General features: G+C 60.9%; 12 protein-coding genes. 2 read left to right on the top strand and 10 right to left on the bottom strand.

Annotated elements, in window-relative coordinates; genetic code table 11:
• Nucleotides 1-9 precede the first annotated feature (9 nt).
• Nucleotides 10-981, bottom strand: coding sequence for a flavin reductase (locus DPM33_RS17470; protein WP_112098697.1), 972 nt, complete (start codon nucleotides 979-981; stop codon nucleotides 10-12).
• Between the two features lie 476 nt (nucleotides 982-1,457).
• On the opposite strand from DPM33_RS17470, the gene DPM33_RS17465 reads away from it, so the two are divergent.
• Entirely contained in the window at nucleotides 1,458-3,263 is a 1,806-nt protein-coding gene (locus DPM33_RS17465) for a helix-turn-helix domain-containing protein (protein ID WP_112098696.1), read from the top strand.
• A gap of 362 nt (nucleotides 3,264-3,625) precedes the next feature.
• On the opposite strand, the gene DPM33_RS17455 is transcribed toward DPM33_RS17465, so the two are convergent.
• From DPM33_RS17455 to DPM33_RS17440, 4 genes are all read right to left on the bottom strand, one after another.
• Nucleotides 3,626-4,651, bottom strand: coding sequence for a zinc-binding alcohol dehydrogenase family protein (locus DPM33_RS17455; RefSeq protein WP_112098695.1), 1,026 nt, complete (start codon nucleotides 4,649-4,651; stop codon nucleotides 3,626-3,628).
• Nucleotides 4,652-4,787: 136 nt separating this feature from the next.
• The gene (locus tag DPM33_RS17450) at nucleotides 4,788-5,708 is read right to left on the bottom strand and encodes a sugar ABC transporter substrate-binding protein (RefSeq protein WP_112098694.1); all 921 of its coding nucleotides are present in this window, start codon (nucleotides 5,706-5,708) and stop codon (nucleotides 4,788-4,790) included.
• A gap of 88 nt (nucleotides 5,709-5,796) precedes the next feature.
• Nucleotides 5,797-6,585, bottom strand: a complete 789-nt coding sequence (locus DPM33_RS17445; RefSeq protein WP_112098693.1) for an ATP-binding cassette domain-containing protein — start codon at nucleotides 6,583-6,585, stop codon at nucleotides 5,797-5,799.
• Nucleotides 6,582-7,514, bottom strand: a complete 933-nt coding sequence (locus DPM33_RS17440) for an ABC transporter permease (protein ID WP_342634355.1) — start codon at nucleotides 7,512-7,514, stop codon at nucleotides 6,582-6,584. The genes DPM33_RS17445 and DPM33_RS17440 overlap by 4 nt, the downstream gene beginning before the upstream one ends.
• A gap of 281 nt (nucleotides 7,515-7,795) precedes the next feature.
• On the opposite strand from DPM33_RS17440, the gene DPM33_RS17435 reads away from it, so the two are divergent.
• Entirely contained in the window at nucleotides 7,796-8,704 is a 909-nt protein-coding gene (locus tag DPM33_RS17435) for a GntR family transcriptional regulator (protein WP_112098691.1), read from the top strand.
• A 25-nt stretch (nucleotides 8,705-8,729) separates the two neighbouring features.
• On the opposite strand, the gene DPM33_RS17430 is transcribed toward DPM33_RS17435, so the two are convergent.
• From DPM33_RS17430 to DPM33_RS17410, 5 genes are read right to left on the bottom strand one after another with little or no spacing between them, the layout of a single operon-like run.
• Nucleotides 8,730-9,464, bottom strand: coding sequence for a ribonuclease activity regulator RraA (locus DPM33_RS17430; RefSeq protein WP_112098690.1), 735 nt, complete (start codon nucleotides 9,462-9,464; stop codon nucleotides 8,730-8,732).
• Nucleotides 9,465-9,488: 24 nt separating this feature from the next.
• Nucleotides 9,489-10,652 (bottom strand): mandelate racemase/muconate lactonizing enzyme family protein, encoded by a 1,164-nt coding sequence (locus DPM33_RS17425; protein ID WP_112098689.1) that lies wholly within the window; start codon nucleotides 10,650-10,652, stop codon nucleotides 9,489-9,491.
• A 29-nt stretch (nucleotides 10,653-10,681) separates the two neighbouring features.
• On the bottom strand, nucleotides 10,682-11,779 hold the full coding sequence (locus DPM33_RS17420; RefSeq protein ID WP_112098688.1) for an ABC transporter ATP-binding protein: 1,098 nt from the start codon (nucleotides 11,777-11,779) through the stop codon (nucleotides 10,682-10,684).
• 10 nt (nucleotides 11,780-11,789) lie between these two features.
• Nucleotides 11,790-12,680, bottom strand: coding sequence for a carbohydrate ABC transporter permease (locus DPM33_RS17415; RefSeq protein ID WP_112098687.1), 891 nt, complete (start codon nucleotides 12,678-12,680; stop codon nucleotides 11,790-11,792).
• Entirely contained in the window at nucleotides 12,677-13,636 is a 960-nt protein-coding gene (locus tag DPM33_RS17410; protein WP_112098686.1) for a carbohydrate ABC transporter permease, read from the bottom strand. The genes DPM33_RS17415 and DPM33_RS17410 overlap by 4 nt, the downstream gene beginning before the upstream one ends.
• Between the last annotated feature and the right edge of the window lie 70 nt (nucleotides 13,637-13,706).

Below are 13,706 nucleotides of genomic sequence, written 5' to 3'. Positions count from 1 at the left end.
AATCCGATTTTACTTGATGATCGCGTTGGACCAGGGCCGCGCCTGACCTTCGATGGTCGCGAACCGGCCGCCGTCGCCCGAGTCCATGTAGATACCGAAAGATCGATCCTGCCTTTCGCGCGCGTAGCGGCGCAGGACCGACTGCAACTGGCGTGTCGGGATCAGGTCGTAGGGGATCTCGTCGACCGGGAAGAAACGATAGCCTTGCGGAAGCTCCGGAACAGCCGCATGGCTAGATAGCTCGGCACGGTAGATCAGATGGCCCGGGTCGGTGTCCGCCACGTCGTAGACCGAATAAAGAAAAGTCGCGTCGGGATGCAGGGAAAGCGCGCTGTCCTCGCTGAGCTTCAGTTCTGTATCCGCCTTGCGCTTGCGCCCGACCGGCAATACCCAGCCGCCCCTGCCATCCGCGCGCAGGAGCACGGATTCGTTGGCCTCGACCAGATAACCGATCACCATGCCTTGCGCTTCCAGCCAACCTTCCGGCAGCGGATCCTTTACGTTGGCGTAGCGACCACGACAGAAGCCGAGAGGGGCTTGCGGGCTGGTTCCGAAGGCGCGGACTTCACCGATCAGGATAACGTGATCGCCGGCCTCGACGCGATTGAAGACGGTGCAGTCGAACCATGAAAGGCTGTCGGCCAGGATCGGCGCGCCTGTATGTACCCGGTGATGGCGTACCGAGCCAAATTTGTCGGCGGTTTTAGACGCGAAGGTTCCGGAAACATCTACCTGTCCTTCGTGCAGGAAGTTGACGGCGAAACTTTCCGTCTGGCTGAAGGCATTATAGCTTGAAGCGGATTTTCCGATGCAGATCAGAAGCAAAGGAGGATCGAGCGAAACCGACGTGAACGAATTTGCTGTCATGCCGCGCGGGTTGCCATCGCAGTCGTAGGTGGTGACGATCGTCACCCCGGTGACGAATGTTCCAAACGCCTTTCGGAGGGCGATCGGGTCGATAGCTGGGTGAATCTCGGTCATGGCGAGACGATTTCCTTTCGTTCTGCCATTCAACGTAGATGCTAGGTTTCGCGCCATCTTCCATCGCCACCTAGTAAAGTCCGGCCAAGATTTTACATCGTTTCGATGGAACGTCGGGGGATCTTCAAGGGTCCGGCTTACGCAAGTCTGGGGATACGCGATGACCAGAAGCGGAGCGGCGTTTTGAGCCCTATCAAACTGCGGCGATGGAGCGTTGAAAGAGCAGGAGCCTTCGCTCGCGATGGTCTCAAAATGGCGGGGGAAGGATCGTCAGCTGACTGCATAGGTGAAGTAGCGACCCACGTTGCGAGCCATGCCGACCCGACAACCTGCCTGCATTCTGTATCGGGCCTAGCGCGTCAAAAAGATCATTCTTCCAATGAAACAGAGAATTGGATGCTCACCTCTTCCATCGGAAGATAGTAGACAAGCATGGTCGCCCGGTGCATTATCGTGCGATAATGACAGGAAAAGGCTTGGATCAGAAATCGAAGATACTTTCCCTTCGCGAGGTTGCGAGCCAGATCAACAGTGGCGGGGATATCATCACCATCCTGACGCAACTTGTCGCCGCGTCCTGCAGGCACGGCAACTGGACGCTCGGTTCGATCATGGGCATCGATGCGGCGAACGGTTATGCCTATGTCATCGCCCGGCACGATCCCGGTATCATTCCGCGAAATTTGACCGATCGTTGGGAACTGGCAACCAGCCCCTCGCTGATTGCCCTGCAACGCAACGAGCCCGTCTACATTCGCGACGTGCGAGAATCGGAAGAATTTCCCGGCTATCGCAAGGAAGCCTTCGAGCGGGATTACCGCACGGTTCTCGTCATGCCGATGAACTGCATCGACGAACAAAACCGGCCGATGGTGTTGACCGTGGTTTCGCGTTCCGTCACGGAAATGACCGAGGAAGAGCTCGCTTTCATGGGCACGATCGTGCATCTGGGCGCTATCGCGGTGGAAAAACAGCGCCGCCTGGCCGCGGAAGAGAAGGCCGCAGGGCGCCTGGACCGGGCACTGGCAGCCCATACGTCGATGCTGGAACACGTGCTGAGCGACGGCTCTGTTTCCTCGCTTGCCTCGATGGCTGGAAGGCTTTTGCCGGATCCCCTGATAGTTGTGGATTTTACCGCCAACCAGATCATCGCTGGTCGTTCGCCGCTTCCCGATACTCTCGATGATGACGCCTGGCAGGCTGCAGCTAGTGGCGCATTCGCCGGGACTCTGACCAAGGCTGCGCGGGAAAGTATCGATGCCGTCAGCGCCAAAATGGTACCGATCCTTCTCGATACAGGTTCGACACGGTTGAAGGTGGCGGCTCGAATGGAGCCGCTCATGGTGGACAAACAGCATGTCGGCGCGCTCATTATCTTCTCTAATCCGGCGACGTCGGGCGAGCTGGATCAGATCATGCTGGACAGCGCGAAATTCGCGCTCAGCGTTCAGATGATGCGCAGCTTCCTGCGCTTCCGCTTCGAGACAAGGACGCAGAGCGAGCTCTTTTTCGAGGTTGTGGAACGGCGCTGGCGTAATCCGGCCGACATATCCCAGCGCGCCACGCGGCTTGGGCTGGATTTCGCCTCGCCACAGCAGATGATCGTGGTGGATTTTCCCGAAAAGGCGAAGGCTTTCGGTGGAGGTTCGGTCGATGTCGAGCACACCATTTCCCGGGTGATGCAGCAGGCCGGGCTTACGACCAATCTCGTGGCGATCGAAGGCGGCCTCGTCTGCCTGATGCCGTACGAGACGGCGCGGCGGCGGGAAAAGACCGGTAAAGTCATGCAGCGGATCGCCGAGGAAATGGAGCGCTATTTCGACGAAGCGCCGATCGTCGTTGCGAGCACACGCTGCGCAGGGTTGGACGACTATCCGTCTGCCTGGGACCGCTGCAATCGGATGATCCGCATCGGACGCTCGTTCGGTCTGACCGGCGCGGTTTCGACACAGGATTTCGGTCCGCTTCCGATGCTGGTTTCGGCTGCAGATGTGGGTGATGTCAGGAGCTTCGTCCGCGAAAGCGTCGGTGCGATGGCCGAGCATGACCGCGAGCACGAGACGCCCTATTTTGAGACGCTCTCGGCCTTTTTGCAGGAAGCTTGCCGGGCGCAGGCCTGCGCAGACCGGATGGGCTTGCATGTGACGACGCTCCGTTACCGGCTGGCGCGTATCCAGGAATTGTTCGGCATCGATGTCGAAACGCCCGACAAGCGGTTCGCGTTAGAATTGGCGATCCGTCTGCATCGAGTCATTGATAATCCGGTCTTTGGTGAGAGATAGAGGGCAGCCGCCCAACCGGCGGAACGATACGGGAAGATTTCTGATTTTGGCCCACGAAAAAGCCAACAAAATCAATGAATTCAAGACGCCCTCCGGGCCCACCATTATCGTTATTTATCAATGCTTTATAGGGTGGTTCGCCACGAGGTTCGCCAAGCATCGGCTTGCGCGTCACAAGGCGTACGACTCGATCCATCCCTTGGACTGCCACCGGTCTCCCAATCCCGTGGCACGGCTGACGCCGCCGTGCTCAACGGACGTGTCGGCAGCGGCGCCGGCACGATCGGCCCTTCCAAGTGAAGGAAAACCTGGAGCAGGGCAAAATCTAGTCTGGCGGGCATCTGTAACGACAGCAAATGCGGTCAGCCATGCCCTTGTACCTCGATGACGGCTTTGATCAGCCCGGACTTGTGGCGTGACCAGTGAGGGATATCGCGCGGGCTTTCGGCGAGGGTCGTGCGATGCGTCAAGAGTTTCGCGATCGGTATGAGGCCGCCCCGGATCGACGCGATGACCTGGTCGAAATCGGCCTTGGCGGCGTTGCGGCTGCCCGTCAGCGTCATCTCGCGCTTGTGGAATTCGGGATCCGAGAAGGTGATGTCGTCCTTGACGACGCTGACCATGACCAGCGTGCCGCCATGCGCCACATGGGCGAAGGCGGCCATGATCGACGCGCTGTTTCCGGTGGCGTCGAAGACGACGTCAAAGTTCTCGCCGCGCGTGCGAATGCGCAATGTTTCGGCGCTGTCAGCCGAAGAGCCGTCGATCACCGTGAGCCCAAGCCCCTGCTCGGCGAAGTCCAGCCTTTCCCGGTCGATATCGAGCAGCACGACGTCCTGGCCCGCTATCTTGGCGAATAGAGCGGTGCCGAGACCGATGGGTCCTGCGCCGATGACCAGAGCGCGCTTCCCGTGGCCGGCCGCGGAGCGTCGAACAGCATGTGCGCCTATCGCAAGAAACTCGACGGCCGCGGCATCGCGCAAGGACAGGCCATCGGCGGGATAGAGGTTGCCGGCTGGCACCAGAATCTGCTCACACATGGCGCCGTCGCGATGGACGCCGAGCACTTCGATGGCCAAACAGCAGTTCGGCTTACCCTGGCGGCAGGCAATGCAGCGGCCGCAAGCCAGATAGGGGTTGACGATTACTGGCCGGCCGATCTCAAGATCCACGCCTTCGCCAACCGCTGTTATAGTGGCGGACACCTCGTGACCCATCACGCGGGGATACGTCAGAAAAGGATGCTTGCCCTCGAATATGTGATAGTCGGTTCCGCAAATTCCGACATGGCTCACGCTCAGCAATGCCCAGCCCGGCGGTGGCGCAGGAGGCAAGGACAGGTCCGCGAGAGTCAGGCTGCCCGGCGAAAGACAGACGACGGCTTTCATGGCAAGGACACTCCTCGTCGATTGGGCGGGCGGACCAGCAGGCTGACATCCGCTCCCGTGCGCTTGGTCGGGCAATCACCGCCATAGCGTGGCCACCGCCGGCGGCCGATCACTGGGCCGCCAGGCGGTGGTTCGCCTACTCGAAGTCCTTGACGTTGGCTGCCGTCACCAACCCCGCGCCGGTGTCGACGTTCGCTTCGACAGGCTCACCGCGTACCGCCTTGACGGCGGTGTCGATACCAAGCTCACCCATCTTGGCTGGAAACTGCGCGACGCTTGCGTCCTCCGCCCCTGATTTGATCGCTTCGATCTCACCGCAGCAGGCGTCGAAGCCGACGAGGATGAACTTGTCGTTGGCAATCCCGGCATTGGCAATCGCCTTCGCTGCGCCCGGAATAGGCGGTCCGCAAGCGGCGTAGATTGCCTTCAGGTCGGGGTTGGCGGTGAGGATGTCCTCCGCGACTGATGTTCCCAGTTCCAGGGTGCAGTTGGTCGCTCCCTTGCCGACGACCTCCACCTTGAGATCGCCGAGGCCTTGCATCATCCCGGTGACGCGATCATCGAGCGCTGGAACGCCCGGCACGCCCTGCAGGATGCCGATCTTGTCGCCGGACTTGAGAACCGTCTTGAGATACTCGCCCGCGATCTTTCCGCCATTGAGATTGTTGGTGGAGACCAGCGCGGTCGAGCCCTTCCAGTTCGGTATGCCGTTGTCGACCAGCACCACCTTGATGCCTGCCGCCACGGCCTTGTCGAGAGCCGGAGCCACGGTCGGATCGACAGGCGTGATGGCGAGGCCCTTGACGCCTTGCGTTATCATAGACTCGATCAGGGCGATCTGGCCTTCGATGTCTGTCGCCGATTGACCCTGTCCGGTCACCAGTTCGACCTCGGGATGGGCTGCCGCATATTTTTTGGCGGCCTCCTCCATCGTCGAATAGAATGGAACAGGGAACTTGGTGATCAGGCCGATTTTGATCTTGTCGGCCGCATGGGACGGCAGCGCGAATGCCATTGCGATCGCCAGCCCTCCCAGAAGTCTTCCTTGCCATTTCATGCTCGTTCCTCCCTTTTGGGTCCCTTCCGGAGGAAGGGTGACCCCCTCACCTGCGGACTGCCCCTGCAGCCCCGCAAACTCGTTGTTCTCAGGCCCCGACGATCATGGCTACCAGCTGCTGCTTGTTGTCAGGCGTGGGGATAAGCTCGCCAACCTTGCGCCCTTGCCGCAGCACGACTGCCCTGTCGGCGAGCTCGATCACATGTTCCATGTTGTGCGTGATCAGGATCACCGCGTTGCCCTGGTCCCGGAGCCTCGCCACCAGATCCAGGACCTGTCGGGATTCGCGCAGACCGAGCGCCGCGGTGGGCTCGTCAAGGATGACCACCTTGCGCGCGAAAACCGTCGATCGCGCCACGGCGATGGCCTGCCTCTGTCCGCCCGACATCATCGCCACGACGGCGTCGTTTCTCGGCAATTTCACCTTGAGATTGGCAAGCAGGGACGCCGTCTCTGCATCCATCCGTCGTTGGTTGAGGAAGCGCAAGCCGCGCGGTAGCCATTGCGGCCCTGCGATCTCGCGGCCAGCAAAGAAGTTCTGAGCCGGTGTCAGATTGTCGAACAGCGCAAGGTCCTGGTACACGGTCTCGATGCCCGCGGCGCGCGCTTCCGCAGGCGATCGCATGGGCGTGACCACCCCGCCGATCTCGATCGAGCCCGAGTCCAGATGGTGCACGCCGCTGATGCATTTGATCAACGTGGACTTGCCGGCCCCGTTGTCGCCAAGAAGGCACAGGATTTCCCCGCGCCGCACCGTGACGTCGATTCCACTGAGCGCCAGCACCGAGCCGAACCGCTTGGTCGCCCCCGTGACGGACAGTACCGGCCGGTCCGCATCACTGCCGTGGCGATGGAGTGGGGAAGGGGTCGCGCTCACGATTGTTTCCCTGCCTGAAGCACCCGCACTCGCCCTTCGAGGCGATTGCGAAGGACGTCACCCTCGACCGCGATCACGATGACCACGCCGATGACGATGAGCTGGAAAAAGATGTTGACGTTGAGCAGGTTGAGCGCGTTGCGGATGACGCCGATCATCAAGGCGCCGATCAGCGCATTGCCAAGATGTCCGCGGCCGCCGAGAAAGCTGGCGCCGCCGATGATGACGGCTGCGATCGTGTCGAGCTCGAGCAGATTGCCGAACAACGGCGAGCCGGCATCGGTCCTGCCGGCCAGGATTACGGCGCCGATGCCCGCGCAGGTGCCTGACACGACATAGGTCGAAACCAGCACCCACGACACCGGAATGCCCATACGCAGCGCGGCATCCGGCCGGCCGCCGACGGCGTAGATCCAGCGGCCCCACACCATCGTCCTGGTGACCACGAAGAATGCGGCCGCCACGGCGAGCACCACGAAAACCGAGCCGGGCAGCCCGCCGAGTGCGTCCGTGCCGAGCGCGCTTATCTCGGGCGGCATGCCCGGAATGGCGCGCCCTTCGGCAAGCTGCAGCGCCAGTCCCTTGGCTATGCTCAAGGTGGCAAGCGTGATGATGAAAGGGTGCGGCAATCGGCCGAAGACGTAGAAGCCGCCATTGACCGCGCCGACCGCGGCGCCGGAAACGATCATTACCGCGATCACCAGAGCGGCCGGCGCTCCCGCATGAAACGACAGGGCTCCCAAAACCGATGCCAAGGCCAGGTTCGACCCGACGGAGAGGTCGATGCCCCGGGTCAGGATCACCAGCTGCTGCCCCATCGCAACGACCGAGATCACAGCCGTCTGCGCCAGGATATTGCTGATGTTGCGAGGAGTGAGAAAATAGGGCGATGTCAAGCTCAACATAGCTATGAGAAGCAACAGAATCAGCGATGGTCCAAAATTCAGTATAGACAGCAAGATAGACAGCTTGCTCGGCTGAATGGATTGAGCGTGCGTGGTAATTCTATCGGAGTTTTCCGAAGAATTATTTGTTATTTCAGGCAAATGATCCCCCATCGTCGGGGAGTTATGCTCCACGACTTGCGCTACGCCCTGTACTTTGCTCTTCCTCTTATCGATAAAAATCAATACTATCCGCAGCTGCGTCAAGTTGTTTTTTATGGATAAAAATTCGCCAAAAAGGACAAGCCTGGGGAGGATTGGCCTTAATGAAAACCGACACCGTGTTCAAAAAGGCCTTCAACCGCACGCTCGATTTCATAGCGCAGGGCGAGATCGAGGATCCGCTGCCCTCCGAGAACGAGCTCAGGCGACGGCTGGGCGTAAGCCGCACGACCATTCGCAAGGTTCTGAAGGAACTAGTTTGTCGCGATATCGTCTCTACAGCGAGGTCGAGAGCCGAAGAAAGGCAGATCCGACCAACCGACTACTTTCCAGATGTCGAGACGATGTCGCGCAATCTCCATGTCGAACAGCAGTTCATGGAATGGATGCTGCGCGGTGACACCAAACCAGGGACATTGATCAACGAGCTTGATCTCGCGCGGCAATTCGGCGTCGCAACAAGCGGAATTCGGGAATTCCTGATCCGCTTCAGTCGGTTCGGTCTGCTCGAGAAGCGGCCGAACTCGGGTTGGATCTTCGAGGGCTTCACAGAGGATTTCGCGCTCGAGCTGTTCGAGATCCGGGTGATGTTCGAGCTTCGGTCAGCAAGACTCTTCGCCAGGCAACCGGACCAGTCTCCGCTCTGGGCCAAACTGGAGGCGCTGAAGCGCGCGCATCTCGACCTGCTTAGCGAGATCGAGCACCGGTTCCACGATTTTTCCAGCCTCGACAACCGGTTTCACCGGCTCGTCAACGAGGCTTCTCCAAATCGCTTCATCAACGACTTCTACGACATCATAACCTTCATCTTTCACTATCACTACCAATGGAACAAGCGTGACGAGAAGCAGCGCAACCACGCAGCGTTGATCGAACACCTGGCCTATATCGACGCGCTGTTAAGTCATGACCCCATCGGCGTGGAACTGGCCGCGACCGCTCATCTGTCGTCGGCCAAGGAAACGCTTATGCGCTCGCTTGTGACGATGGGACGAACCGACGGGAGCGCGTAGCTATGTGCCGTGCCCCTGGGAGCCGCTATCGCCTTGTCTTGCGCCATGCCTCATACTCTCCGCGGGCATCGTCATGCAGCGGATAATAGCGTTGCAAGGGCGCACCCTGCATGAGCTTCTCTCGGGAAAATTCTTCCCAATCATGATGCTTCCGCGCCTCCTCGATCACCATGGGCGCCATCGAGACGGGAACCACCACGGCGCCGTCATCATCGGCGACGATGATGTCGCCGGGGATCACCGTGACGCCGCCGCAGGCGATCGGAACGTTGACGGCATTAGGATAGATGCTGGTCTGCACATGATAGTTGGGTGTCCAGCCGCGCAGCCATAGCGGCAGGTCGAGCTTCTCGACATTGGGCCGGTCGCGCATGCATCCGTCGATGACGATGCCCGCGCCGCCCCGGCCCTTGAAATAGGTCGACATCATATCGCCGAAGACGCCCGACCTCATGTCGCCGCGCGCGTCGACCACGACGACATCGCCCTCCTGCACGTGATAGAGCACGTGCCGGTGCAGCTGCGTTTCCGGATCGGTATATTCTCCCTCGTCGAACAGGTCCGGCCGCTGCGGCAGGAATTGCAGCGTCAGTGCCGGACCGACGACCGACTTGCCGTGGTTCTGCGCCACGGGGCCGACCATATGCGGGCTGCGGAAGCCCATATGGCCGAGCGTGCCGGCAACCGTCGCGGCGCCGATCTCCTTCAGCGCGTCGATCAGATCCTTGGGCGGCCGCTTGATGTCGGGGGTATGGGTCATTATCGGACTCCGGATGAGATGGAATTACCAGTTGGTGACGGAACCATCGCGGCGCTTGAGATGCGGCGCTTCCCAGAAATGAAAACTCTGCGCCTGGATCGCCGCCTCGTTGACCTCGACGCCGAGACCCGGCAGATCGCCGACCGGGTAGTCGGTCCCGTCAAGTCTTGGCTGCACAGGGAAGAAGTCTGAATTGTCGAAGCCCAGCTTCCTTTCGGGCGCCCGGGTTTCGAGCCAGGCGAAGTTGGGCACCGCCGCGCCGAGATGGATGGTTGCGGCCGTGCACACCGGGCCAAGCGGATTGTGCGGCATCAAATCCACATAATGCGCCTCGCTCCAGCCGGCGACCTTCATCGCCTCGGTGAGCCCGCCGACATTGCACACATCGAGCCGGTTGAACTGGTGGATGCCACGCTCGACGTAGGTCAGGAATTGCCATTTGCTGGCAAACTCCTCGCCGATGGCGAAGGGGATGTCGGTCATCTTGCGCAGGCTCTCATAAGCCTCCGGCGTCTCGTCGCGGATCGGTTCCTCGAGGAAATCGAGCACGCCGCGGCCGAGCTTGTTGCAGAAGCTCGCCGCTTCGGCCACCGACAGCCGATGATGATAGTCGATGCCCAGCACGACCTGGTCGCCCAGCACTTCACGAGCCTTGTTCAACATGGTCGCGGTAGCGCCGATCGACTCGCGCGGCTCGAAAATATCCTTGCTGCTTTGCCCGGTGGGGAAGAAGCGGATCGCCTGCCACCCTTCGGCTCGCAGTTCGCGAGCCCGTTCGATGGCGGCGTCGCCTTCGGCCTCGTCTCCGGTCGAGGCAAAGGTCGGGATGCGGTCGCGCTGCTTGCCGCCAAGCAGCTCGTAGACGGGAACGCCCAGCGCCTTGCCCTTGATGTCGTGAAGGGCAATGTCGATGGCTGAAATCGCGGCCTGCAGAACCCGACCGCCCTCGAAATACTGGCTGCGATAAAGCTCCTGCCAGATCCGGCCGATCTGCATGGCGTCGCGGCCGGTGAGAAACTCGCGATAGTGCTCGATCGCGCCAGCCACGGCCTTCTCGCGACCGCTCAAGCCGCTCTCGCCCCAACCGAAGATGCCCTTGTCGGTCTCGACCTTGACGAGCATCTGGTTACGAGTCCCGGCCCAAACCGGATACGGCTTGATCGCGGTGATCTTCATCTTCGTGGTCATTGCCCCTCGTGCCCCATGCGTTCGCTGTCTCAGTTGGCTTCGAGGGCCATTTCGGTTTCGCTGTCGAAAAGGTGCATGCGCTCCTGGTCGAACTCGAGCCAGATCTGCTCGTCGGGTGTGACGGTGATGTTGGGGGACACGCTAATGTTGACGATGGCGCCGGAGAGGAACGCTTGCACGAAGGTGACGTCTCCGGTCGGCTCCACCGTGTAGGCCTTGGCCGGAATGGCACCGGCAACGGAGCTCTTGTGCAGCTTGATCGTTGAATGCCGGGCACCTAGCACGACCTTCCTGGTCGTTGCTCGAGCGACCTTCTGAGCATTGCGCGGCGACAGCGCGAGGCTCCAGCCTTCGGCGCTCGTCAGGATGGCGCCGCCGTTTGCCGTGGATGCCTCCAGCGGAATGAGGCTCATCGCCGGGCTGCCGACGAAGCTTGCGACGAACATGTTGGCGGGATGGGCGAAAACCTGCGCCGGTGAATCATATTGCTGCAGATAGCCGCCATTCATCACCGCCATCCTGTCCGCCATGGTCACGGCCTCGAGCTGGTCGTGCGTCACATAGATGATCGTCGCCTTGAGGTCCTGGTGGAATCGCTTGATCTCGGACCGCATCTGCACGCGCAGCTTTGCGTCGAGATTTGAGAGCGGCTCGTCCATCAAAAACACCGCCGGATCGCGAACGAGGGCGCGGCCGAGCGCCACGCGCTGCTGTTGCCCGCCCGAAAGCTCGCGTGGCTTGCGCTCGAGCAGCTGCGTCATGTCAAGCACGCGCGCTGCTTCCCTGACCTTCCTGTCGATCTCGCCTTTGGGCAGCTTGCGCATCTGCAGCGGGAAGGCGAGGTTCATGTAGACCGACTTCTGCGGATAGAGCGCATAGTTCTGGAACACCATCGCGATGTCCCGGTCCTTTGGGTCGAGATCGTTCACCACCCGATCGCCGATGGCGATGTCACCCGATGTGACCGAAGTCAGGCCCGCGACGAGATTGAGCGTGGTTGTCTTGCCGCAGCCCGAGGGGCCGACCAGCGCAACGAACTCGCCGTCATTGACCGTCAGCGAAACCTCGTTGACGGCTTTGAAGCTGCCATAGGTCTTGACGAGATCTTTGAGGACCACATGGGCCATCGGCAACTCCCTAGTGCTTGACCGCGCCTTCTGTGAGCGCGCGTACGAAGTATCGTTGCAGGAGAAGGAACAGCACCACGACGGGCACGCTCATCATGAAGCTGGCCGCCATCAGGCCGGGAAAGTCCGTACTGTTCTCCGAGAAGAAGCGCTGGATGCCGACCGGCAGCGTCAGTTGCTCGTTCTTGGAGAGGAAGGTGTAGGCGTAGATGTATTCGTTCCAGGCGCCGATGAAGGAATAGATCGCCGTGGCGATGATGCCCGGCGCCGAGAGCGGCATCACGATCAGGACGAAGGCCTGGAACCGCGTCGCGCCGTCGATGCGTGCCGCCTGCTCGAGCTGCACCGGGATGTTGTCGTAGAAGCCCTTGAGCAGCCAGATCGCCAGCGGCAGGCCGAAGGTGAGGTAAGTGAGAACCAGCGAGCCGTGCGTGTTCACCAGTCCGATCGCGCGCATCAGGATGAAGAGCGGCACGAGAAAGATCACCGCCGGGAACATGTTGCGCAGCAGGACGGCGAAGAACAGGAAGTTGCGGCCCGGGAAGGTGAAGCGCGAGAACGCGTAGGCCGCGGGCACGGCCACGATCACCGAAAGGATGGTCGTGGCGGTCGAGACGATGAGACTGTTCCAGAAGAAGCGGAGGAAATCCTGGCCGACGCTGTTCTGCGGATCGAGCAGTTTCTGGTAGCTGGCAAGGGTTGGCTGGTCAGGCCACCATTGCGGCGGAAACTGCATCGCCGCGAAGCCAGACTTGATCGAGGTGAGCAGCATCCAGATCATCGGCAAGGCGGTGTAAAGCAGCATGAACACCAGGAAGGCACGCCCGCCCCATCGCCATCCGTCGATGCGCATGCGGCGCGCGGATTGGCCTCGTGGGGCTGTCTCGGAAACCGTGCTCATGCGTCGCCATCCTTCCGCTCGTTGCCGCTCAGCGCACGGACGTAGAAGTAGCCGAGCGTCATCAGGATGATGAACAGAAGCACCGAATAGGCCGAGGCCACGCCCCACCGCTGACGGCCGAAGGCAAGCTCATAGATATGGGTGATCCAGATATGCGAAGCGTTCGACGGGCCGCCGCCGGTCATGATCCAGGGGATGATGAAGGAGTTGAAGTTGGCGACTGCGAGCAGCAGGATCGTAACCGTCGAGACATTGCGCAAATGCGGGAAGGTGACGTGCCAGAAGCGCTGCCATGCGTTGGCGCCATCGACTTTCGCGGCGCGCAGTAACTGCTCGGGGACGGTCTGGAGGCCGGCCGTCATCATGATCATGGCGAAAGGGAACTCGCGCCAGATGTTGACGACGATGAGCGAGGGCAGGACCGTTGAGACGCTGTCGATGAAATTCGGCGGCCGGCTGGCCCATCCGAGCTCGACCAGCACCGCGCCGATGATGCCGAAATCCGAATGGTAGATCCACTTCCAGATATAGGAGGCCGCGACCGCGCTGATGACCCAGGGAATGATCAGGATGGCGCGCAGGGCGCCGCGCCCGAAAAAGTCGCGGTGGAGCGCCAGCGCGGCGGCAAAGCCCAGGACAAAGGAGATGAAAGTGGAGGCTGCGGTCCAGATCAAGGTGTTCAAGGTGACTTGCCAGAACACCGGACTGGTCAGGATGGCCGTGTAGTTGTTGAGGCCGACGAAGATCTTGTCGCGGAGCTGGAGGCCGGGTGGCGTGTTGAAGAACGAAAGCTCGATCGTGTAGTAGATGGGATAAGCTATGACGACAAGCATCACGGCAATCGCCGGAAGCACATAGGCGTAGTCGGCACGATGCTCCCACATCTTGCGGAGCACATCGGGCCTGGCGGATTGCAATCTTCGGCGAGCCTCGGCCTTGCCGCTCACGATCGTCACTTTGGCGTGCCCTTGTTCTTCGGAACGGACCGGCTGCGTCGTCGGCGCAGCCGGTGAGATCGCAGCTCAG

Source organism: Mesorhizobium hawassense (genome assembly GCF_003289945.1).
In the GTDB taxonomy this organism is placed as follows: domain Bacteria; phylum Pseudomonadota; class Alphaproteobacteria; order Rhizobiales; family Rhizobiaceae; genus Mesorhizobium; species Mesorhizobium hawassense.
The sequence above is the reverse complement of the archived record's forward strand: the minus strand, read 5'-3'. Positions and strand labels throughout refer to the sequence as shown.

Excerpts from the sequence above, each read along its gene's own strand:
- DPM33_RS17450 (WP_112098694.1), bottom strand. The coding sequence starts at position 5,708 with ATGAAATGGCAAGGAAGACTTCTGGGAGGGCTGGCGATCGCAATGGCA.
- DPM33_RS17425 (WP_112098689.1), bottom strand. The coding sequence starts at position 10,652 with ATGACCACGAAGATGAAGATCACCGCGATCAAGCCGTATCCGGTTTGG.
- DPM33_RS17420 (WP_112098688.1), bottom strand. The coding sequence starts at position 11,779 with ATGGCCCATGTGGTCCTCAAAGATCTCGTCAAGACCTATGGCAGCTTC.
- DPM33_RS17415 (WP_112098687.1), bottom strand. The coding sequence starts at position 12,680 with ATGAGCACGGTTTCCGAGACAGCCCCACGAGGCCAATCCGCGCGCCGC.
- DPM33_RS17435 (WP_112098691.1), top strand. The coding sequence starts at position 7,796 with ATGAAAACCGACACCGTGTTCAAAAAGGCCTTCAACCGCACGCTCGAT.
- DPM33_RS17455 (WP_112098695.1), bottom strand. The coding sequence starts at position 4,651 with ATGAAAGCCGTCGTCTGTCTTTCGCCGGGCAGCCTGACTCTCGCGGAC.
- DPM33_RS17430 (WP_112098690.1), bottom strand. The coding sequence starts at position 9,464 with ATGACCCATACCCCCGACATCAAGCGGCCGCCCAAGGATCTGATCGAC.
- DPM33_RS17470 (WP_112098697.1), bottom strand. The coding sequence starts at position 981 with ATGACCGAGATTCACCCAGCTATCGACCCGATCGCCCTCCGAAAGGCG.